Origin of the sequence: Streptomyces sp. NPDC051940, assembly GCF_040680895.1 — a bacterium.
In the GTDB taxonomy this organism is placed as follows: domain Bacteria; phylum Actinomycetota; class Actinomycetes; order Streptomycetales; family Streptomycetaceae; genus Streptomyces.
Genome location: NZ_JBFAXR010000009.1, coordinates 36,588 through 57,965, shown reverse-complemented (window position 1 = coordinate 57,965; position 21,378 = coordinate 36,588). Strand labels below are relative to the sequence as shown.

At 72.3% G+C, this 21,378-nt stretch carries 16 protein-coding genes; 5 read left to right on the top strand and 11 right to left on the bottom strand.

Annotated features, from left to right (window positions below):
• Positions 1-47 precede the first annotated feature (47 nt).
• A complete protein-coding gene (locus AB0M28_RS06370) occupies positions 48-2,138 on the top strand; it encodes a SpoIIE family protein phosphatase (RefSeq protein WP_365398644.1) in 2,091 nt (696 codons plus the stop codon).
• A gap of 22 nt (positions 2,139-2,160) precedes the next feature.
• On the opposite strand, the gene AB0M28_RS06365 is transcribed toward AB0M28_RS06370, so the two are convergent.
• Positions 2,161-3,672, bottom strand: coding sequence for an APC family permease (locus AB0M28_RS06365; protein ID WP_365398641.1), 1,512 nt, complete (start codon positions 3,670-3,672; stop codon positions 2,161-2,163).
• A 175-nt stretch (positions 3,673-3,847) separates the two neighbouring features.
• Here AB0M28_RS06365 and AB0M28_RS06360 point away from each other — a divergent pair, with 175 nt between their 5' ends.
• On the top strand, positions 3,848-5,482 hold the full coding sequence (locus AB0M28_RS06360) for a PucR family transcriptional regulator (RefSeq protein ID WP_365398638.1): 1,635 nt from the start codon (positions 3,848-3,850) through the stop codon (positions 5,480-5,482).
• A gap of 31 nt (positions 5,483-5,513) precedes the next feature.
• On the opposite strand, the gene AB0M28_RS06355 is transcribed toward AB0M28_RS06360, so the two are convergent.
• The gene (locus tag AB0M28_RS06355) at positions 5,514-6,095 is read right to left on the bottom strand and encodes a hypothetical protein (protein WP_365398635.1); all 582 of its coding nucleotides are present in this window, start codon (positions 6,093-6,095) and stop codon (positions 5,514-5,516) included.
• Between the two features lie 66 nt (positions 6,096-6,161).
• The gene (locus tag AB0M28_RS06350) at positions 6,162-7,439 is read right to left on the bottom strand and encodes a hypothetical protein (protein ID WP_365398633.1); all 1,278 of its coding nucleotides are present in this window, start codon (positions 7,437-7,439) and stop codon (positions 6,162-6,164) included.
• A gap of 140 nt (positions 7,440-7,579) precedes the next feature.
• Here AB0M28_RS06350 and AB0M28_RS06345 point away from each other — a divergent pair, with 140 nt between their 5' ends.
• Entirely contained in the window at positions 7,580-8,566 is a 987-nt protein-coding gene (locus AB0M28_RS06345) for an aldo/keto reductase (protein ID WP_365398630.1), read from the top strand.
• A gap of 24 nt (positions 8,567-8,590) precedes the next feature.
• Here the strand turns inward: AB0M28_RS06345 and AB0M28_RS06340 are convergent, their stop codons facing one another.
• The 6 genes from AB0M28_RS06340 to AB0M28_RS06315 all read right to left on the bottom strand — a co-directional run bounded on the left by AB0M28_RS06340 (position 8,591) and on the right by AB0M28_RS06315 (position 13,702).
• The gene (locus AB0M28_RS06340; RefSeq protein WP_365398627.1) at positions 8,591-9,760 is read right to left on the bottom strand and encodes a hypothetical protein; all 1,170 of its coding nucleotides are present in this window, start codon (positions 9,758-9,760) and stop codon (positions 8,591-8,593) included.
• Positions 9,757-10,521 (bottom strand): PP2C family serine/threonine-protein phosphatase, encoded by a 765-nt coding sequence (locus AB0M28_RS06335; protein ID WP_365398624.1) that lies wholly within the window; start codon positions 10,519-10,521, stop codon positions 9,757-9,759. The genes AB0M28_RS06340 and AB0M28_RS06335 overlap by 4 nt, the downstream gene beginning before the upstream one ends.
• Entirely contained in the window at positions 10,521-11,282 is a 762-nt protein-coding gene (locus AB0M28_RS06330) for a VWA domain-containing protein (RefSeq protein ID WP_365398621.1), read from the bottom strand. Before AB0M28_RS06330 ends, AB0M28_RS06335 begins: the two co-directional genes overlap by 1 nt.
• 18 nt (positions 11,283-11,300) lie before the next feature.
• The gene (locus AB0M28_RS06325) at positions 11,301-12,134 is read right to left on the bottom strand and encodes a hypothetical protein (protein ID WP_365398618.1); all 834 of its coding nucleotides are present in this window, start codon (positions 12,132-12,134) and stop codon (positions 11,301-11,303) included.
• Positions 12,135-12,297: 163 nt separating this feature from the next.
• A complete protein-coding gene (locus tag AB0M28_RS06320) occupies positions 12,298-12,732 on the bottom strand; it encodes a hypothetical protein (protein WP_365398615.1) in 435 nt (144 codons plus the stop codon).
• Positions 12,716-13,702: a serine/threonine-protein kinase gene (locus tag AB0M28_RS06315; protein ID WP_365398612.1), complete on the bottom strand. Its 987-nt coding sequence runs from the start codon at positions 13,700-13,702 to the stop codon at positions 12,716-12,718. The genes AB0M28_RS06320 and AB0M28_RS06315 overlap by 17 nt, the downstream gene beginning before the upstream one ends.
• 98 nt (positions 13,703-13,800) lie before the next feature.
• Here AB0M28_RS06315 and AB0M28_RS06310 point away from each other — a divergent pair, with 98 nt between their 5' ends.
• On the top strand, positions 13,801-14,337 hold the full coding sequence (locus AB0M28_RS06310; RefSeq protein WP_365398609.1) for an NUDIX hydrolase family protein: 537 nt from the start codon (positions 13,801-13,803) through the stop codon (positions 14,335-14,337).
• Between the two features lie 33 nt (positions 14,338-14,370).
• On the opposite strand, the gene AB0M28_RS06305 is transcribed toward AB0M28_RS06310, so the two are convergent.
• Entirely contained in the window at positions 14,371-15,594 is a 1,224-nt protein-coding gene (locus AB0M28_RS06305) for a hypothetical protein (RefSeq protein WP_365398606.1), read from the bottom strand.
• Positions 15,595-15,831: 237 nt separating this feature from the next.
• Here AB0M28_RS06305 and AB0M28_RS06300 point away from each other — a divergent pair, with 237 nt between their 5' ends.
• Positions 15,832-18,051: an NADP-dependent isocitrate dehydrogenase gene (locus tag AB0M28_RS06300; RefSeq protein WP_365398603.1), complete on the top strand. Its 2,220-nt coding sequence runs from the start codon at positions 15,832-15,834 to the stop codon at positions 18,049-18,051.
• 93 nt (positions 18,052-18,144) lie between these two features.
• Here AB0M28_RS06300 and AB0M28_RS06295 read toward each other — a convergent pair.
• Positions 18,145-21,378: HAMP domain-containing protein (locus tag AB0M28_RS06295; RefSeq protein WP_365398599.1), on the bottom strand; the 3,234-nt coding region annotated here is incomplete at its 5' end.

Here is a 21,378-nt window from a genome sequence, read left to right as displayed (position 1 = left end):
GCCCCGGCATGCCGGGCAGAATATGACTAACGCAATAAAATGGCGCAATGCGCCCCGTAGAGGTTCTCTCTGCTGTGAGCACCGGCGTCTGGAGCTGGTCCTCGGCCACCGGCCGCGTGCTCCTGGACGGCGAGGCGGCGCGGCTGCTCGGCGTCGGAGAGGGGGACGGGGAGGGAGCCGGGGAGGGAGACGCGGGCCAGGACGAGCCCGCCACGATCACCGACGCCGACGCCCGGTCGCGGATCCACGGGCTCGACTACGTGGAGCTCTCCGGGATCGCCGCCCTCGCGTACACCGAGGGCACCCTCGCGGAAGCCGTCGTCAGGGTCGTCGGCACCGACGGGGCCGTGCTGCGCCGGATCCGGGTGCGGCTGCAGATCGGCGGCGCCCCCGGCCAGCTGGCCGCCGAGGGCACCGTCCAGGAGGTCATCGAGACGTCCGTGGGCCTCGGCGAGAGCGAGCGCCAGCTGTCCCGCGAGGCGTTCTTGCTGAACGCCGGCCGGGCGCTGGCCGAGGCGCCGTCCACGGACGCCGTCCTGCGCGTCGCCGCCGCCCTCGCGATGCCGGGGTTCACGCCTGCCGGGCAGGCCGTCTTCACCATCGAGAACCAGCACCTGTCCGTGATCGGCCACCACGGCTACTGGACCGGCGGCGTCCCCTTCGACCAGCTGCCGATCAGCTCCTCCACCCCGGCCTGCGCGGCCGCCCGTACCGGCTCACCGGTCTATCTGCCGAGCGCCGCCGAGTTCCGGCGCCGCTACCCGGTCGGCTGGGACCACGCCGAGAAGCAGGCCATGCAGTCCTGGGCGTATCTGCCGCTGACGGCGCAGGGCGAGGTCATCGGCGTCTGGATGCTGGCCTTCCGCGAGGCGACGGCCTTCACGCCCGAGGAGCGGGCCGTGCTGTCCACCGTGGCCCGCATGCTGGCCCAGGCCCTCGCCCGCGCCTACGCCCACGACGTCGAGCGGGACTGGGCCGCCGGCCTGCAGCGCAGCATGATGCCGGGCGAGATCCCGCCGATCCCGGGGCTGGCGGTGGCGGCCCGGTACGTGCCGACGAGCGCCGGCCTGCGCATCGGCGGCGACTGGTACGACGTGATCGACCTGCCCACCGGCCGCGTCGCGTTCGTCATCGGCGACGTCCAGGGCCACGACGTCCGCGCCGCCCGCGTGATGGGCCAGCTGCGCATCGCCATCCGCGCCTACGCCTCCGAGGGACACAACCCCCGGATGGTGCTGGTGCGCGCCTCGCACTTCCTCAGCCGCCTCAACGAGGGCGAGTCGGACGAGCGGTTCGCCACCTGCCTGTACCTGGAGGCGGACCCGGCCACCGGCACCCTGGTCGTGGCCCGGGCCGGCCATCTCGACCCGACGCTCACCCTGGGCGACGGCACGATGCTCATCCACCCCACCGAGGGCGGCGTACCCCTGGGGATCCTCCCCGACCCCGACTACCCGCTCACCGAGCACGTCCTGGTGCCCGGCGAGACGATGATGCTGTGCACCGACGGCCTGGCGGAGAACGGCGGCCACGACCTGTACACCGGCCAGGCCCGGCTGCAGGAGGCGTTCCAGGACACCGTCGGCCAGGACCTGCAGGCCGTCGCCGACGCCCTGGTGGACTCCGTCACCGGCCCGGAGTCCTACCTCCGCCCCGGCCCGCACGCCGACCGCCGCGAGGACGACATCGCCCTGGTGCTGCTGCGTGCCGCGGCCGTCCCCGCGCGCACGGTCCGCGCGAGCGCACGGCGGCTGCAGGTCGTGGTGCCCCGCACCGAGCAGGAGCGGATCGCCGACACCCGGGCGAAGCTGCGCGGCATGCTGTACGACTGGGAGCCGGCCGAGCAGGTCGACGCGGCGACGCTGGCCCTCTCCGAGCTGATCGCCAACGTCATGATCCACACGGTCGGCGACGCCACCGTGAGCGCCGACCTGACGGGCCCGCGGGGGCAGCGCGTCCTGCGGCTGTCCGTCGCGGACCCCGCCGCCGCCCTGCCGCACCGCCGCCACCCGGGCGAGCTGGCGTCCTCCGGCCGCGGCGTCCTGCTGCTGGACGCCCTGGCGGACGCCTGGGGCGTGGAGCCGCGCGGCGCCGGCAAGGCGGTCTGGTGCGAGTTCCACGAGGCCGCCGCCCGCTGAGCGGGCGGCGCGCCCGGCGGGGTCAGGCCCGTACCGCGTCCGACGCCGGCTCCTCCTCGGTGCGCTCCTGGGCGTCCTCCAGCACGATCCGCCCGATCACCTCGAACCGCTCCGGCCTGCGCGCCTTCAGATACCAGGCCAGCCCCAGACCGCCGAAGAACACCGCGCCCACGATCCACGGGATGAGCTTGAAGAAGACCGAGTCGGCCGCGCTGCCCGCCGCCGTCTCCATGTTCATCAGCAGCAGTACGACCACCCAGGTCATGCCGATCCCGCCGAGCAGCGGCGCCGTGAAGGTGCGGAACCAGTGCCGGTCCTCCGGGTGGTGCTTGCGGAAGTAGCCGATCACCGCGAACGAGCACAGCGTCTGCACGATCAGGATCGCCATCGTGCCCAGGATCGCCAGCAGGGTGTACAGATGCAGATACGGGTCCTGGTCCGTGGCCCAGAACAGCCCCACCAGCGCCACCGCGATCAGGCTCTGCGCGTAGGACGCGAGGTACGGGGAGCCGTGCCGCGGGTGCGTACGGCCCAGCGCCGGGTGCAGGAAGCCCTCGCGGCCCACGGCGTACAGATAGCGCGCCGCGCACTGGTGGAACGCCATACCGCAGGCGAACGACCCCGTCAGCAGCAGCCACTGGAACGTGTCGACCGCCCAGCCGCCGATGAACTCCTCCGTCGGGTTGAAGAACAGCGCCAGCGGGTTCGCGGAGGTGGCGACCTCGACCGACCCCTTCAGGCCGTTGCCCGCGATGGTCATCCAGGAGACGAAGACGTAGAACACGCCCACGCCCACGACCGCGATCATCGTGGCCTTGGGGATGATGCGCTTGGGGTTGCGGGACTCCTCGCCGTACATCGCCGTCGACTCGAAGCCCACCCAGGACCAGAACGCGAAGAACAGCCCGAGGCCGGCCGAGGTGCCGGTGAACGCGTTCGCCGGGTTGACGGGCTCCATCGGGATCCCGTCCGGGCCGCCGCCGTGCAGCGCCACCGCGACGGCGACGGCGAAGAGCACCGCGATCTCGCCGACCAGCATCACGCCCAGCGCCCGCGCCGTGAGATGGATGTCGAAGTGGGCGAGGACCGCCGTCACCGCGAGCATGACCGCGGCGTACACCGCCCAGTGCAGATCGACGCCCAGCTGGTCGGCGACCGTCGACTTGGCGAAGTACGCGAACACCCCGACGATGGACGCCTCGAACACGACGTACGCCAGCACGGCCAGCATGCCGGAGGCCATGCCGGCCATCCGGCCCAGCCCGTGCGAGATGTAGCCGTAGAAGGCGCCCGCCGCGGTGATCCGGCGGGCCATCGCCACATAGCCGACCGAGAACACGGTCAGCACCACGGTGGCGAAGAGGTAACCGGCGGGCGCTCCGGTGCCGTTGCCGAAGCCGACGGCGATCGGCACGTTCCCGGTCATGGCCGTGATCGGCGCGGCGGTGGCGACCGCCATGAAGACGACCCCGACCAGTCCGACCGAGTTCGCTTTGAGGCGCTGGACCTCGCGCGTCGGCTCTTCCTTGGTCATGCGCTGGCCTTTCGCAGATGGTGTGAGGCGCGCAGCTTTCCGCCGGAACGCCTCGTACCGCAACGGACAGTACGTCGCCCAAAAGCGCGCCCGGGGTGACGCATTGTCGCGGGGTTCAGGGTCGTAACCGCCGCGTGATGTTGTGGCAACACGGGCCGGGCTAGCTTCGGCGTTCATGGAGAACGGGATCACTGTCCGGCAGGTTCTGGAGCTGCCCGCCCTCCGCGGGGGGCTGCCCGAAGTGCTCGCCGGCGCCAGACAGCTGGAGCGCCGGGTGCGCTGGGTGCACGCCGGCGAGGTGCCGAACATCGCCTCCCTGCTGGAGGGCGGCGAACTGCTGCTCTCGACGGGGCTCGGGATCGGCACCCGGCCGGCCGAGCAGCGGGCGTTCGTCACCCGGCTGGTGGACCGGCGGATCGCGGCCCTCGTGGTGGAGCTCGGCCAGCGTTTCACCCGGCTGCCGGACGCCATCGTGCAGACCGCGCGCGGCGCCGACCTGCCACTGGTGCAGCTGCACCGCGAGGTGCCGTTCGTGACGGTCACCGAGCAGGTGCACACGGAGATCGTCAACAGCCACTACGCGCTGCTGCGCCAGGCCGAGGAGGTGCACCGCCGCTGCACCCAGGCGCTGCTGGACGGCGGGGGAGTGGCCCAGGTGCTGCGGATCCTCGCGGGCTTCGCCGGCAATCCGGTGTTCCTGGAGTCGGCGACCGGCCGGCTGCTGTACGCCGTGGGGCCGGGCCCCGATCCGTACGAGGGCGGCGAGCCCGCCGCCACCCCCGGTCCGCTGCAGGTGTGGGAGGGGCTGCGCGGCGAGCCGGGCAACGCGGTCCGCGTCGACATCCCCGGCGGCGGCCGCGGGCCCGCGCAGGTGCGGGCGCGGCTGGTGCTGCTGGCCGTGGACGCACCGCTGCAGCCGGTGCACCGGGCGGCGGCGGAGCGGGCCGCGGGGATCCTGGCCGTGGTGCTGATGCAGGCCCGGCAGGAGGAGGAGCTGGCGGCGCGCGGGCGTGGCGACTTCCTCACCGACCTCGCCGCCGGGCGGATCGCCGTGGAGGACGCGCCGGGGCAGGCCCGGGTGCTGGGCTTCGAACCGCGCCGGGACGGCCCCCTGCTCCCGGTGGTGATGCGGCTCGCCGAGCCCGCGCCGTCGGGGAACTGGGCGCTGCTGGTCCGCGCGGCGGGGGAGGAGCTGGCCGCCGTGGGGGTGCCCGTCCTGCTCGGCGCGCGGCCCGTGGAGGGGCGCGTGCTGGTGCTGCTCGGGCTGCGCGGCGAGGCGGAGCGGCAGGCGGTCGCCACCCGCGCCGCGGCGGCGCTTCGGGCCGGGGCGGAACGGGCCGGCCTCGCCGGATCCGGGGTGCGGCCCCCGGTCGTGGTCGTCGGCGGCGCCGGCGGCTGGGCGGCGGTGAGCGCCGGACTGCGGCACGCCGTGGAGACGGCCGCGGCGGCGGAGGGGCTGCCGAGCCGTCCCTGGTACGACGCCCGGCGGCTGGAGATCGACCTGCTGCTGTGGCGGCTGCGCGACGACGCCCAGCTGGCCGCCTTCGTCGACCGCGCGCTCGCCCCGCTGCTGGCACACGACGCGGGCGCCCGCGCTGTGCTGCTGCCCACGCTGGAGACCTATCTGGCGCACGCGGGCCGCAAGGCGGAGACGGCGCGTGAACTCCACCTCAACCGGCAGACGCTCTACAAGCGCCTGGCCCGGATCTCCGAGCTGCTGGGCACGGACCTGGACGACCCGCAGACCGTCCTGGCCCTCACCCTCGCCCTGCGCGCACGCCGGCACCTCAGCCCGCACGGGGCGGGCTGACCGGTGCGGGCGCGTACCGCGCGCGGGACGCTCAGTCCTCGAAGTGGGCGTCCATCAGCTCGTCCAGCCCCTTCGTCCACTCCTCCAGGGCGGTCTTGCTGGGCGCGGTGATGTCCGTCTCGTACAGCCTGCGGCCCCGCAGGTGCACGGTGACGGTGAGCCGGCGGCCCCAGCGGGACGTGGCGTACTCGATGGCGCCGATCTCGTCCCAGTCGAACTCGGCCTCGGTGTCGTCCAGCGTGAACCGGACCCCGGCGGCGTCCGCGACGACCGAGCCGCGGCGGTCCTGCGCCTCAAACTCGGCGGCCGGGGCGCTCTCCTCGGACGCCGCCTCGGCGTCGTCCTTGTCCTCGCCCTCGGCCTTGTCCGCCTCTGTGTCCGCGTCCGCCTCCGCGTCCTCGCCCTTGTCCGCCGGCGCCTCGGCCCCGGCGTCCTCAGCCTCGACCTCAGCTTCAGGCTCCTCGGCCTCAACCTCGACCTCAGCTTGAGGCTCCGTCCCGACCGCCTCGTCGTCGCCCTCGCGGGGCTGCGGCACGATCAGGCCGGGGAGGGCCGCCGGGTCGGTGGCGGCGGCGTTGACCAGTGCGTCGCTCTGTCCTCGTTTCTGCTCCACAGCGCGCAAGTATGGCCGATCCGCGCGCCGCACGGGCAGCCGCCCCCCGAACAGGTGAGAACGCGCTCAGGCTTTACGGGTCATGCGGTAACGGAGCACCAGAAAAGGGAGCCCGAACAGCGAGAACGCGTGGTCCGCGCACAGCTCGCCGTCCTGCGTGTACACGTCCAGTTCCTCGCCGAACCCGTGGACGGCCACCGTGGTCAGCGCGCCCGTCTCGTCGTCGACGTACGACAGGTAGTGCCCCGGCTGGTCGCTGCCGTCCCGGGCCGTGCTGCTGAGCGCCAGCCCGCCGTCGGCGCGCCCGCGCGGCTGCAGCGTGGCGGTGAAACCGGCCTGGGGGAGGGGGAAGCCGACGCTGACGAAACCCTGCCCCTCGTGGCGGTACGTCGTGTAGACGCCCACGTAGATCGGGTCGCCCGTGTCGGCGTAACTGCGGATCCAGCCGCGCACCGAGACGTCCTTGCCGCCGTCGGGCACGATCGTGTCGATGCGGCTGTGCATGCCGCGCTGCGTCTCGCGCTGGTTCATCGGCACGTTGGCCTGCCCCAGCGGACGGGCGACGAACGTGCGGTAGAGCAGATAGCCGGGGCGCACCCACAGCCGCCACTCGGGCACGATGTCGAGGGTGAAGCGCGAGGTGTGCTCGTAGAACTCCCGCACCCGCGGGTCCACCAGCGCCGGGTCGAAGCCGGGACCGGCCAGCTCGTCCAGCGACGCGACGATGCCCACGTCGGGCGCCGCGCGGGTGTACGTCCCGCCCAGCGACTCGGCCAGCTCGCGGACGTAGTCCGTGCCGACGTACTTCGTGCGCGCCGCCAGGGGGACCACGAACGGCAGCTCCTCGGCGGGCACCTCCTCCGCCACCAGGCTGACCTGCGCGTCGCGGAACAGCAGCGCGGAGAGCACCCGGAACGACACCACGGCCGTGGCGCCCACCACCGCCGCGGGAGCCTCCCCGCGCCGCGCGAACGCCCCGCCCACCGCGGCCCCCACCAGCGGCCCGAGCGCCACCTTCTGCGGCCGCAGCCCCAGCGCCCCGGCCGTCGCCCCGGCCACCGTGCCGACCGCCACCGGGCCCGCACCGGTCAGTCGTCCCGCCGCCCACGCGACGGGCGCGGCCAGCGCGCCGCTCGCCGCGATGCGCTGCGGCAGCGCCGGTATCTCGCCGGGCCGCTGCCGTTTGCGCGTCACCGCCTCCGCCGCCGCGAGCCCGAGCGCCCCCACCGCGGCCCCGCCGAGCGCCGCACGGACTCCGCGGTGCCCGCGCAGCGCCGCCCCCGCCAGCGCGCCCATGACACCCGCGCTCGCCACCTGCGCCGTCAACTGCTGATCCCTCGCCATGGCCGCACCGTAACAGGGGACTTGCGCTGGAGTGCGCTCCAGCGTCCAGACTCCTCGGCAGGCCCGGCAGCCCGGGCCGGCCGACTGGAGGGGACACCCATGTACTGGATGGGGACACCCATGTCCGGAGGGGGACACCCATGAAGTACCGCACGATCGGCACCGACCCGAAGACCCGCCGCGAGGTCAGCGTCCTCGCCCTCGGCGCGATGCTCTTCGGCTCGGTCACCGACGAGGAGACGTCGTACGCCGTGCTGGACCGCTTCGTCGAGGCGGGCGGGACGTTCATCGACACCTCCGACAACTACGCGTTCTGGGTCGACGGCGGCCTCGGCGGCCACAGCGAGGCGCTGCTCGGCAGGTGGCGCAGGAGCCGGGGCGTCGGCGACGAGATCGTCATCGCCACCAAGGTCGGCGGGCGCCCGCTCGCCCCCGGCACCAGCTACACCGACAACCCCGAGGGCCTGTCGGCGAAGGTGATCCGCGAGTCCGCGGAGCGCAGCCGTGAACTGCTCGGCGTGGAGAAGCTGGACCTGCTCTACGCACACATCGAGGACCGCACCGTGCCGCTGCGCGAGACGGTGGAGGGCTTCGCCGCGCTGGTCGAGGAGGGCACCGTCGGGATGCTCGGGGCGAGCAACCACGCCGCCTGGCGGGTGGAGCGCGCCCGGGCCGTGGCGGCCGCCGCCGGACTCCCGGGATACGAGGTGCTGCAGTACCAGCACAGCCTGCTGCGGCCCCGGTTCGACATCCCGCAGCCGCTCTTCCGGGACGGCAACCTCGGTGCGGCGGGTCCGGACCTGCTCGACTACGTGCGTGCGGAGCAGGACCTCGCCCTGGTCGCGTACTCGCCGCTGCTGGGCGGCTCGTACACCCGTGAGGACAAACCGTTCTGGCCCGACTACGACCACCCGGGCAACCCCCGGCGCCTCGCCGTGCTGCGCGAGATCGCGGCCGAGTGCGACGCGACGCCGAACCAGGTCGTGCTCGCCTGGCAGCTCGGGCACGACCTGCCCATCGTTCCGCTCGCCGGCGCCTCGTCCGTGGCCCAGCTGGACGAGAACCTGGCCGCCGTGGACCTGGAGCTGAGCGCGGAGCAGCGCGCCCGGCTGGACGGGGCGCACTGACCGACGGCGCTCCGGTCCACGGCGTCAGGAGCTGGCGATCACCACGATGAGCACCAGCACCGCGATGACGAGCACCACGATCAGCCCCACCGGCACCCGCTGACCGGTGCCGGCGGCCGCACCGGCCGGTACGGCGGCGGCGGGCACGGACGGCCGCGGCTCCGGGAGGTTGAACGCGTCCTGGCCCGTGGCCTGCGCCCGGGCGCACCACGGGCAGGACGTCAGATGGCCGCCGTAGCTGTGCCGGGGCCGGTCGGGGCACTGCCGCACCTGTGAGCGCTCCCGGTCCAGCGCCTGCAGCCACTCCGCGGCGGCGGGCCGCGCCGAGGCGTCCCGCACACCCGGGCCGAACGCGCGCTGCGCCAGCTGCAGCAGCGCGGGCGGCAGCACGGAGGGGTCCACCACGCCGCGCGGCACGATGATGTCCGCCGGGCGTACGACGTAGGAGGCGCTGGAGGCGATGTTGTCCTTCACCGTCGACTGCGAGTCGCTGTCACGCGGCACCCCGCCGAACGGATGGTTGCCGGCCGTCAGCAGCTGGTACACCAGCACCGCCAGGGCGAAGTCGTCGCTCTGCGCCGTCGCCGGACCGCCCTCCTGGCGCTCCGGCGCGGAGTAGTCGGCGGTCTGCATGACACACGGGAAGTACTCGGCCGTGGCCGGGTCCTTGAACGCGATCGAGTCGCAGTCGAGGAAGGTGACGAAGCCGTTGGTGTCGACCACCACGTTGTTCGCGGAGAAGTCGCCGATGTACAGGCCGTCGTGGTGCATGCGCACCGTCATGAACGACAGGTTCCACGAGACACCGAGGAGGAACCGCCAGTCCGCCTCCGGCGGGAAGTGCCGCAGCCGCTGGGCCCGGGTGAACAGCCCCACCAGCTGGACGTGCTGGGGCTCCCCGAAGCGGCGCATCGCGTAGCCGAGGAACTCGCCCTGCGGGCTGCGCGCCAGCGCCGTGGGCCAGGCGAGCTCCGGCGGCTGCGACGCCTCGGTGGGGCGCCCGCCGAGCGGCGACATGGCGAGCATCCGCTCCAGCCGGCGCTCCTGGTCCGGGCCGGGCGGATCGCGGTAGATCTTCACGACGGTGGAGTCGCCCCCGACGACGGGGAACACCGCCGCCTGGCCACCGCCCTTGAGCGGCTCGGCGGCCAGCCGCACCTTCTCCTGCCCCAGCAGCACCAGCCGCTCCGTCATGCGCGCACCGCCCGCAGCAGCGTCTTGTCGTCCGCGTTCAGGGCCGTCAGCCGGTCCGACGACAGCAGGTCCGCGAGGGACTTCGTGTCGCGCTCGGGATCGGGCCCCGGACGGTCGAGCGAGCCCAGCACCGCCGAGACGAAGGACTCGTTGGGCACCCGTGGCCGCAGCGACAGCGCGGCCTGCGCCAGCCCGTCCGTGGACAGCAGGACACCCGTCACCTCCGGATCCAGCACGCACTCCGCGTGGGCCCGCTCCTCGGCGTTGTCGGAGGTGACGAACACGGTCTCGTTGCCGTACTCCCCGGGGGCCTCCGGCTGCGGCAGTACGTGGAACATCGGCGCGCCGCCCTCCTCCCCGGAGCGCAGGACGACGAACCCGTCGCCCACCGACAGATGGCCGAGCCAGCGCGGGGCGATCACGACGACGGTCAGCGTCGAGGCGAAGTCCCCCGCGTCCACCCCCACGGCGCGCAGGAACTCCTGGCGCACCTCCCGGAACGCCGCCCGCAGCAGCGCCTTCACCGCGCGCGGATCGCCGGGCCCGCCGCTCGACGCCCACTGCGCGAAGTGCTTCACGGCCAGCTCCACCGCCAGCTGCGACCCCTCGTCGGACCGCGGCCGGCTGCCCGCGCCGTCCGCCACGGCCAGCACCTGCCCCCGGCCCGAGGAGGTGTGCAGCCAGGCGTCCTGGCACGGCACGCCGTCGCGGCGGTGCCGGTAGCCGGGCACGCTCAGCCCGTGTACCCGCCAGGCGTCCATCAGCTCTCCCAGGCCGGGCGCTGCGTTCTGAACTGGCTGAAGATCTTCTCGAAGACCTCGTCGCCCGCGCCCCGCTGCTCCGCGGACGCGCTCGCCGACATCATCTGCAGCAGCTCCTTGAACGGGAAGCCGTGCAGCCGGGCGTTGAACGTGGGCGCCAGCGCCCGCAGTACGGCCTCGCCCTGGTCGCTGATGCCGCCGACCCCGATGGCGTACAGCCGGAACCGCCGGGCCTCCTGCTCCTGCGCCAGCACCGGTACCAGTCGCTGCCACGACGGGGTGTAGTGCCCCGTGCCGTCGGTCGGCAGCCCGTCGGTGACCAGGCAGATCTGCGGCCGGTAGTACTGCAGCCCGGTCGCGCGCAGCTCCGTCTTGCGGGCGGCGACGATCTGCATCGCCAGCTCCAGCGCCTCCGTCAGCAGCGTCACCCCGGACGCCGTGAAACGGGGCGCCTGGAAGGCGTGTGCGGGGACGAACGGGCTGATCCGGGTGCCCGGCGCCAGCGGATTGGGGCCCTGCCAGGCGCAGATGCCCTGCCCGCCGAACGTGATGACCGCGACCTCGACGCTGTAGCTGAGACCGACGTCGTTGTGCAGCTCGTGCGTCCAGGAGCGCAGCGCCTCGTTGAGCGCGTCGATCGGCTGCCCCGCCATCGAACTCGAGGTGTCCAGGCACAGCACGAGCGGCATGCGCTGGGCGTTGTTCTCGAACTCGATGTCGGAGTACTCGACCGGCATCGTCCGGGGGTGGGAATCGCTCACAGAGGGCTCCTCGCGTGATCAGGAGGTGAACCGGACGGCGGTCAGCAGGCCGGTGCCGGGAGAGCCCACGACCTCGACGGTCTCGCCGGGCTCGGGCGCCGGATGGTCGGAGTCCGCCCATACGGCCCGGAACAGGGCGCCGTCGAGCTCGACGTAACCCTGGGGATGGAGGGCGGTGCGGACGGTCGCGCCGCGGCGCGGGCCGGGCGGGACCGGGCGGCGGCCCGCCGCGTGGGCGCCGCGCGGGCGCGGCGGGGCGGGCGGCGTGCGCGGGCTGCTCGCGAGCGTGGGCGCGTCCGGGGCCGGGCCGACTCCCGCGACGGCGGGGCGGCGGCGGGTGCTGAGCACGAGGACCGCGATGAGCAGGAGCCCGAGGACCGCGACGCCGACCAGGGCCCACCACAGGGAGCTGCTTCCGCTGTCGGCGCTCCCGTCGGAGAACAGGTCCTCGGCGAGTCCGTCGTCGATCAGCCGGTCGCCCTTGACCGTCTTGTCGCCGGTGAGCCGGTCGCACAGGGCGGCCTCGTCGCCCGTGCAGCCGCCGGCGTCGGCGACCTTCTTGCGATTGGCCTTCGACAGCTGTTCCACCGTGCTGCCGTCCCCGACGAACCGGTGGTCGGCCAGCGCCAGGAGCTTCGTGCCGTCCTCGTCCGTGGCCGCGGTGTCCGCGAGGACCACCGTCAGGGTGGCCGCCCGGAGATTCTTCAGACGGGCGGAGGTGACCTCACCGGTCACGGGGCCGTCCAGCGCGATGACGATCTTGTCGCCGGCGCCGGCGTCCTTGGCCAGGCACTGCCAGTCCGAAGGGGCGCACGACCCACCGCCCTGCGCCTGTGCGGGCTGCGCGGCCAAGACCGGTAACCCCACAAGAATCGCGAGCGGAACAGCAGCGGTCCATGACCGGAAGCGACCCATGAATCCCCCCTTGTGGGCCGAACGCATGACGATTGTATGAGGCCGAGGGCCGTTGCGGATCGGGGAAATCCCCATTCCGTACGCGCTTTCCGGGCACCTCCTACAACTGGAACACCTGCTGGCACCGCAGAAACATCTGTCGCGCCTGTTTCAGCCATTCATCGGCCACCTGCGCGAATTCCCCCACGTCCATATGACAGTTGAGGGGCAGCGAGCACACCCCCGCCAGGCACGGGCTCGGCCCCCGCACGTCCCACACGGCGAGCATCGGCACCAGTTGCTCCGTGTTCCAGGCGTTCGCCGCGGCCGCGGCCGTCGCCAGCTCGTCGTGCTTCAGCACCCGCCCGTCGGTGGCGAACGCGACGAGCAGATTGCGGGCCGTGGTGAAGCGCAGGGTCAGCGTGCGCGTCGAGCCGGGGATCTCCGACTCCAGGGAGACGGCCGCGCCGTCCTCGTGCGTACGCCACCCCTTGCGCGTGCCCCACGCGTCCACCAGGCCGCGCCATCCGGCGCCCACCTCATCCGACCCGGTCACGCCGCACCGCCTGCCGCACCATCGCGTCCGTCAGGCCCGCGTCGAGCAGTGCCTGCGCGTGCTGCAGCAGGCACGAGCCCATCGACACCTTGGCCGCGCCCGCGGACTGGCGGCCCGCCAGATCCTCGCCGTGCTCGCGGATGCGCCGGGCGACTGGGTCCGACCAGGTCGTCAGGGACGGCTCCGGCGCGAGCTCGCGCAGCACCTGCTCGGTGGTGGGGCGCCGGTCCGTCTCCTTCTCCAGGCACCGCTCGACCAGCCCGCGCAGCCCCTGCGGCACGCCGTCCAGCTCCGGCTCGTCGTGCACCACCCGGAACATCACGCCGCTGCCGTGCCCGAAGGGCGCGCGGCCCGTCGCGGCGAACACCAGCACCCCGCCCAGGGCGAACACGTCGCATGCCGGGCCGACCTCCTTGCCCGTGAGCTGCTCCGGTGCCATGTACGGCGGCGTCCCCAGCACCGACCCGGCCACGGTCAGCTGACCGGAGCCGTCCAGGCGCGAGACGCCGAAGTCGATCACCCGGGGGCGGTCGTGGGCCAGCAGGACGTTGGACGGCTTCAGATCGCGGTGCACCACCCCGGCTGCGTGGATCGCGCGCAGCGCCTCCACCAGCCCCGCGCCGATCCGGCGCACCTCGGCCTCCGGCAGCGGGCCCGAGGCGGTGACCGCCTCCGCGAGGGAGGGCGCGGGGACGTACACCGTCGCCAGCCACGGCAGCGGAGCGTCGGGGTCGGCGTCGACGACCGCGGCGGTGTAGACACCGCTCACCGCGCGCGCCGCGGCGACCTCGCGGGCGAAACGCAGGCGGAACTGGCTGTCCGCGGCGAACTCCGCCCGTACGACCTTCACGGCCACGGCCTGACCCTGCCGCGAGCGTGCCAGGTACACCCACCCCATCCCGCCGGAGCCGAGCCGGCCGACCACGGCGTACGGCCCGATCCACTGCGGGTCGCTCACCGGCGTCCGCATATCGTGAGTGTGCCCCGAACCACCTTGATCGATCAGCCGGTTGGGACACGTCGGGGGGTCTGCCCGGATCCGGGGCCACCGGGACGTACGATGCGCCAATGGCTGATCTGACGGAAACCTCCCCCGGCTGGCTCGCCCCCGACGAGCTGGAGTCCGCGCGCGCCCAGATGCCCATCCTGTACGTCGACGCGATTCCCGTGCGGGTCGACGACGCGGGAGAGGTCACCCATGTGGGGCTGCTGCTGCGGATCGGGGAGGACGGGACGATCAGCAGGGCGCTGGTCTCGGGCCGCGTGCTGCACCACGAGCGCGTCCGCGACGCGCTCCTGCGCCATCTGGAGAAGGACCTCGGCCCCGTGGCCCTGCCCCGGGTCCCGGCCTCCCTGCAGCCGTTCACGATCGCCGAGTACTTCCCCACGGCGGGCATCACCCCGTACCACGACCCACGCCAGCACGCGGTCTCGCTCGCGTACGTCGTCCCGGTCACGGGCGACTGCCGCCCGCGGCAGGACGCGATCGACCTCGAGTGGTTCACGCCCCAGGAGGCGGCCTCCGACCTGGTCCAGCAGGAGATGACAGGCGGCCAGGGCCACCTCCTGAAGCAGGCGCTGTCACATGTCGGCTCGATGATCTGACCCGCCGCCCCGCCCCGGCGGGGCCTGCCGGGGCTACTGGTAGGCGACCGGGTTTCCGTGAAGGCCGCCGTCGGCGCAGGGCCAGACACCGCTGTCCAGCTGCCCGAGGCCGGACGAGCGCAGGAGGAAGAGCTCGTCGTGCAGGGCGAAGGCCAGCTGTCCCTGGTCGAGCAGCAGGATCCTGCTCATCACGGCGCGCTTGTCGCCTTCCAGAGCGAACAGCTCATGCATCCGGAAGCCGGCGTCGACCGCCAGCAGTCGTCCGTCGCGCCAGAAGACCGCGGTACCGTCGCGGTCCAGGGCCGGGTAGGCGGTGTAGAAGCCGGACAGCGCGGGTCCGGCGCGCACGGTGCCGTCGTCGGCGAGGCCGACGAAGCGGGAGCGGGTCGGCAGGACGTTCTCGTACTCGGGACCCCTGATCGCGCCCTGCCGGTCGATCAGCAGCATCGCGTGCGTCGGCCATTCCTGCACGACGACGCCGGTGGCGTCGTGGCGTGCCGTGGCGAAGGCGCCATAGCCCTGCGAACCGATGAGGAACTCGCCCGGGCCGATGATCGCCTTGTGGTGACTGGGTCCCGGGCGGCTCGCGGCGACGAGCTGTCCGGTGGCGGTGTCCAGGAAGAACGTGACCGCGATGCCGCTTCCGCCATCTGTGAATGTCGCCGCGACGCGGTGACCGGAGATCAGCAGGGGTTCCCAGTGGCTCGCCTCGATCGATTGCGGTGTCGACGGCTTGGACGGCCGCACTTCGCCGTTGGTTTCCACACTGATCTCGACACAGCCCGGGAACGACAGCTTGTCCAGGACAGCCGGTGTCGACCAGCGCGACGTGCCGTTCGACTCGTAGCGCGCGATCCGCGCATGCCTGCCCTTCGAAACGGTAGGCGTCCCTTCGGCCGGCAGCCAGGACACGCAGACACCGTCGGGCAACACGACGAACGCCCCGAGGCTCTCATGAGGTTCGTGCGGGGGCGCGATCGAACACAGAATCGAACCGGTGGCGTCCAGCTCCGTCAGGACCGCGCCGGTCGGTCCGTGTGCGATCCACACGGATCCGTCGGCACTGACCCGCGGGCGGCCGGGGTGGCCGTCGAACGTGCGACGCCACAAGACCTCACCGGTGACGTCAAGCGCGGCGAGGACGGTCGTGGACAGGTCCTTGCCCGCGTAGCTGGTGACGAAGACGGGCCCGGCGGCATCCGGTGCGGCCAGACCCCAGACCTGGCCGGGCATCCGTATGCGTCGCGCACCGATCACGATGCAGGTCCCTTCCTGTGGTGCCGAGTGCGGATCTCCGTTGCCCGCATTCTGGTGGCGCGGCCGCCGGTGGTCCATGTGCTTGCCGACTCAGCGATCCGTCCGCCCCGCCGTAGGCGCCGCGCGGCGAGGAACGTGCGAGCGTTGCACTCTGGGAGGCGGGTTCGAGGCCCCGCCCCGAACGAGATATCTTGATGTCAAGCAAACTGAACGCCAGACGATGAGCGGAGCGCCCCGGTGACTGACTCGACCATCATCTATACGCACACCGACGAGGCCCCGGCCCTGGCCACGTACTCGTTCCTGCCGGTGGTCCAGGCCTACGCCCGGACCGCCGGGGTGAGCGTGGAGACCCGGGACATCTCGCTCGCCGGCCGCATCATCGCGACCTTCCCCGAGTACCTGGACGAGGGCCAGCGCATCGGCGACGCCCTCGCCGAGCTCGGCGAGCTCGCGAAGACCCCCGCGGCCAACATCATCAAGCTGCCGAACATCTCGGCCTCCATCCCGCAGCTCAAGGCCGCCGTCGCCGAGCTGCAGGCCCAGGGCTACCCCCTGCCCGCGTACCCGGACGACCCGAAGACCGACGAGGAGCGCGAGATCCGCGCCCGCTACGACAAGATCAAGGGTTCCGCCGTGAACCCGGTCCTGCGTGAGGGCAACTCCGACCGCCGCGCCCCCGCCTCGGTGAAGAACTACGCCAAGGCCCACCCGCACCGGATGGGCGCCTGGACCTCCGAGTCCAAGACCAACGTGGCGACCATGGACGCGAACGACTTCCGCTCCACCGAGAAGTCCGCGACGATCGCCGAGGACGGCTCCCTGCGCATCGAGCTGGTGGCCGAGGACGGCACCACGACCGTGCTGCGCGAGTCCGTGCCGGTCCTCGCCGGCGAGGTCGTCGACGCCTCCGTGATGCGCGCCGCCGCGCTCAACGAGTTCCTCGCCGCGCAGGTCGCCCGCGCCAAGGCCGAGGGCGTGCTGTTCTCCGTACACCTCAAGGCCACGATGATGAAGGTCTCCGACCCCATCGTCTTCGGCCACGTCGTACGCACCTTCTTCCCGAAGACCTTCGACCAGTACGGCCGCACCCTCGCCGCCGCCGGCCTCTCCCCGAACGACGGCCTCGGCGCCATCCTCAAGGGCCTCGAGGCCCTCCCCGAGGGCGACGCGATCAAGGCGTCCTTCGACGCCGAGCTCGCCGACGGCCCGGCCCTCGCGATGGTCGACTCCGACAAGGGCATCACCAACCTGCACGTGCCGTCCGACGTCATCGTCGACGCCTCGATGCCGGCCATGATCCGCACCTCCGGCCACATGTGGGGCCCGGACGGCCAGGAGGCCGACACCCTGGCTGTTCTGCCGGACTCCAGCTACTCCGGCGTCTACCAGGCCGTCATCGACGACTGCCGCGCCCACGGCGCCTTCGACCCGTCCACCATGGGCTCCGTCCCGAACGTGGGCCTGATGGCGCAGAAGGCCGAGGAGTACGGCTCCCACGACAAGACCTTCGAGATCGCCACCGCGGGCACCGTCCGCCTGGTCGACACGCACGGCAACGTCGTACTGGAGCAGCCCGTCGCCGCCGGCGACATCTTCCGCGCCTGCCAGACCAAGGACGCCCCGATCCGCGACTGGGTCAAGCTGGCCGTCACCCGCGCCCGCGCCACCGGCGACCCGGCCGTCTTCTGGCTGGACGCCACCCGCGCCCACGACGCGCAGCTGATCAAGAAGGTCCAGGCGTACCTGCCGGAGCACGACACCGAGGGCCTCACCATCGAGATCCTCGCGCCGGTCGAGGCCACCGCGTACTCCCTGGAGCGCATCCGCCGCGGCGAGAACACCATCTCGGTCACCGGCAACGTGCTGCGCGACTACCTGACCGACCTGTTCCCGATCCTGGAGCTGGGCACCAGCGCCAAGATGCTGTCGGTCGTCCCGCTGATGGCGGGCGGCGGCCTGTTCGAGACGGGCGCCGGCGGCTCCGCGCCGAAGCACGTCCAGCAGCTGGTCAAGGAGAACTACCTGCGCTGGGACTCCCTCGGCGAGTTCTTCGCCCTGGTCCCGTCGCTGGAGCAGTACGCCGCGACCACCGGCAACACCCGCGCCCAGGTCCTCGCGGACACCCTGGACGCGGCCACGGCGACCTTCCTCAACGAGGACAAGTCCCCGACCCGCCGCGTCGGCGGCATCGACAACCGCGGCAGCCACTTCTACCTGTCCCTGTACTGGGCCCAGGAGCTGGCCGGGCAGACCGTCGACGCGGACCTGGCGAAGGCGTTCGCCCCGCTCGCCGAGGCGCTCACCGCGGGCGAGCAGAAGATCGTGGCCGAGCTGAACGCCGTCCAGGGCTCCCCGGCCGACATCGGCGGCTACTACCAGCCCGACCCGGCGAAGGCCGCGGCCGTGATGCGCCCGTCCGCCACCTTCAACGAGGCCCTGACCATGCTGTCCTGACCTCCGCGACGTACGACCGCCCCGCCCGGCCCAGTGCCGGGCGGGGCGGTCCCGTTCCGCCCGGGCGCGGAACCGCGCGGCCCCGCGGGACCGCTACCCGCCCTCCACCTGCTGTTCCGGCACCGCGCGCAGCAGCGGGGCGCCGCCCGACGACTCCGGGTCGAGCAGTGAGCACACCACCGTCAGCAGCCGGTCCAGGTCCACGGGCTTGGGCACGTAGTCGTTGGCGCCGCTCGCGATGGACTTCTCGCGGTCGCCCGGCATCGCCTTGGCGGTCAGCGCGATGATCGGCAGATCCGCCCAGCGGGGCGTGGCGCGGATGGCCTCTATCGTCTCGTAGCCGTCCATCTCGGGCATCATGATGTCCATCAGGATCAGCTGGATGTCCTCGTTGCCCTCCAGCGCCTCGATGCCCTCGCGGCCGTTCTCCGCGTACAGCACCGGCATGCCGACCCGGCCCAGCACATGGGTGAGCGCGATGACGTTGCGGATGTCGTCGTCGACGATCAGTACCCGCCGGCCGGGCAGCACCTCGCCGGCACGGCCGGACTTCCACTCCTCCAGCTTGGTGGTGGACGGCCAGTCGCCCTCGAACTCCGTACGGGCCACCGGCTCGTGCTCCACCGCGGACTCCGGGATCAGGGGGAGCGGCGACGCTCCCTCCGTACTGATGTGGCCGGGGCTCACGGCGGGGACGAAGAGCGTGAACGTACTGCCCAGACCGGGCTCGCTCTCCGCGACGATCTTGCCGCCGAGCAGGCCCGCGATCTCGCGGCTGATGGACAGGCCGAGACCCGTGCCGCCGTACTTGCGGCTCGTCGTGCCGTCGGCCTGCTGGAACGCCTCGAAGATGACCGACAGTTTGTCCGGGGCGATCCCGATACCGGTGTCCGTCACCGCGAACGCCACCAGGTCGCCGTCGCCCGGCCCGTCCTCCGGCGCGGAGGCGAGCGAGACGCTGAGCGCGACCCGGCCGGCGGCGGTGAACTTCACCGCGTTGGACAGCAGGTTGCGCAGGATCTGCTGCAGCCGCTGCTCGTCGGAGACCATCTCGCGCGGCACGCCCTCGCTCACGTTCACCGTGAACGACAGCCCGCGGTCCAGCGTGATCGGCCGGAACGTGGCGTCGACGTAGTCGAGCAGCTTGGTCAGCGGCAGCTTCTTCGGCCGTACGTCCATCCGGCCGGCCTCGATCTTCGACAGGTCGAGGATGTCGTTGATGAGCGTCAGCAGATCCGTGCCGGAGCGGTTGATGGTCTCCGCGAACTGGACCTCCTGCTGGCTGAGGTTGCCGTCCGGGTTGTCGGCGAGCAGCCGGGCCATGATGAGCAGGGAGTTCAGCGGGGTGCGCAGCTCGTGCGACATGTTCGCCAGGAACTCCGACTTGTACTGCGAGGAGGTGGCCAGCAGGGCCGCCTTCTCCTCCAGCTCCGCGTTCGAGCGCTGCAGCTGCGCCTGCTGGCCCTGCAGCTCGTCGGACCGCTCCTGCAGCTGGATGGCCAGGCGCTGCGACTCGCCGAGCAGCGCCTCGGTGCGGGAGTTGGCGATGATGGTGTTGATCGCGACGCCGATGGTGTTCACGAACTGGTCGAAGAAGGCCAGGTGGACGTCCGAGAAGCGGGAGAAGGACGCCAGCTCGATGATGCCCAGCAGCTTGTCCTCGAACAGGATCGGGATGATGACGACGCTGCTCGGCGCCGACTCGCCCAGACCGGAGTTGATCTTGATGTAGTCGGGCGGCGCCTCCTCCATCAGGATGCGCTTCTTCTCCAGCGCCGCCTGCCGCACCAGCCCGTGCCCCGGCATGCCGCCGGTGTCGACGGTCGCGCCCTGCGCGGATCCGTAACCGGCGATGAACGCCAGGCCCTTGCTGGCCGTCGGGTCGTCGGAGAGTGAGCCGTCGCCGTCCGGATCGGCCAGGAAGAACGCGCCGTACTGGGCGTTCACCAGCGGGGTCAGCTCGCGCAGGATCAGGTCGGCGACCTCCATCAGGTCGCGGTGGCCCTGCATCAGGCCGGCCAGCCGGGCCAGGTTGGTCTCCAGCCAGTCCTTGGCGCGGGTGGTCTCGCGGAGGTTGGCCACCATCAGGTTGATGTTGTCCTTCAGATCGGCGACCTCGCCGCGGGTCTCCACCGTGATGGAGCGGGTCAGGTCGCCGGCCGCGACCGCGGACGCCACCTCGGCGATGGCGCGCACCTGGGTGGTGAGGTTCGACGCCAGCTCGTTCACGTTCGTGGTCAGGCGCTTCCAGGTGCCGAACACGCCCTCCACCCGGGCCTGGCCGCCCAGCTGGCCCTCCGAGCCGACCTCGCGGGCCACGCGGGTGACCTCGGAGGAGAAGGAGGACAGGGTGTCGACCATCGTGTTGATGGTGGTCTTGAGCTCGAGGATCTCGCCGCGGGCGTCCACGTCGATCTTCTTCGACAGGTCGCCCTGGGCGACCGCCGTCGCCACCTGGGCGATGTTGCGGACCTGGGAGGTCAGGTTGTCCGCCATGTAGTTGACGTTGTCGGTGAGGTCCTTCCAGACGCCGGAGACGCCGCGTACCTGGGCGCGTCCGCCCAGCTGGCCCTCCGTACCCACCTCGCGGGCCACGCGGGTGACCTCGTCGGCGAAGGCGCGCAGCTGCTGCACCATCGTGTTGATGGTGTCCTTCAGCTCGAGGATCTCGCCGCGCGCGTCCACGTCGATCTTCTTCGACAGGTCGCCGTTGGCGACCGCCGTCGTCACCTGGGCGATGCTGCGGACCTGGGAGGTCAGGTTCGACGCCATGAAGTTGACGTTGTCGGTGAGGTCCTTCCAGACGCCCGACACACCCCGTACCTGGGCCTGGCCGCCCAGGTTTCCTTCCGTGCCGACCTCGCGGGCCACGCGGGTGACCTCGTCCGCGAAGGCGGAGAGCTGGTCCACCATCGTGTTGATGGTGTCCTTGAGCTCCTGGATCTCGCCCTTCGCCGCCACCGTGATCTTCTTGCCCAGGTCGCCCTGCGCGACAGCCGTGGAGACCAGCGCGATGTTGCGGACCTGGGAGGTCAGGTTGTCCGCCATGGAGTTCACGTTGTCCGTGAGGTCCTTCCAGACCCCGGACACCCCGCGCACCTCGGCCCGGCCGCCCAGCTGGCCCTCGGTGCCGACCTCGCGGGCGACGCGGGTGACTTCGTCGGCGAAGGCGGAGAGCTGGTCGACCATCGTGTTGATGGTGGATTTGAGTTCGAGGATCTCGCCGCGGGCGTCGACTTCGATCTTCTTGGAGAGGTCGCCGTTGGCGACGGCGGTGGTGACCTGGGCGATGTTGCGGACCTGGGAGGTCAGGTTCGAGGCCATGAA

What these genes read in the sequence shown, in the direction of transcription:
- AB0M28_RS06370 (WP_365398644.1), top strand. Translation starts at nt 48, where the DNA reads ATGCGCCCCGTAGAGGTTCTCTCTGCTGTGAGCACCGGCGTCTGGAGC.
- AB0M28_RS06365 (WP_365398641.1), bottom strand. Translation starts at nt 3,672, where the DNA reads ATGACCAAGGAAGAGCCGACGCGCGAGGTCCAGCGCCTCAAAGCGAAC.
- AB0M28_RS06360 (WP_365398638.1), top strand. Translation starts at nt 3,848, where the DNA reads ATGGAGAACGGGATCACTGTCCGGCAGGTTCTGGAGCTGCCCGCCCTC.
- AB0M28_RS06350 (WP_365398633.1), bottom strand. Translation starts at nt 7,439, where the DNA reads ATGGCGAGGGATCAGCAGTTGACGGCGCAGGTGGCGAGCGCGGGTGTC.
- AB0M28_RS06345 (WP_365398630.1), top strand. Translation starts at nt 7,580, where the DNA reads ATGAAGTACCGCACGATCGGCACCGACCCGAAGACCCGCCGCGAGGTC.
- AB0M28_RS06340 (WP_365398627.1), bottom strand. Translation starts at nt 9,760, where the DNA reads ATGACGGAGCGGCTGGTGCTGCTGGGGCAGGAGAAGGTGCGGCTGGCC.
- AB0M28_RS06335 (WP_365398624.1), bottom strand. Translation starts at nt 10,521, where the DNA reads ATGGACGCCTGGCGGGTACACGGGCTGAGCGTGCCCGGCTACCGGCAC.
- AB0M28_RS06315 (WP_365398612.1), bottom strand. Translation starts at nt 13,702, where the DNA reads ATGCGGACGCCGGTGAGCGACCCGCAGTGGATCGGGCCGTACGCCGTG.
- AB0M28_RS06310 (WP_365398609.1), top strand. Translation starts at nt 13,801, where the DNA reads ATGGCTGATCTGACGGAAACCTCCCCCGGCTGGCTCGCCCCCGACGAG.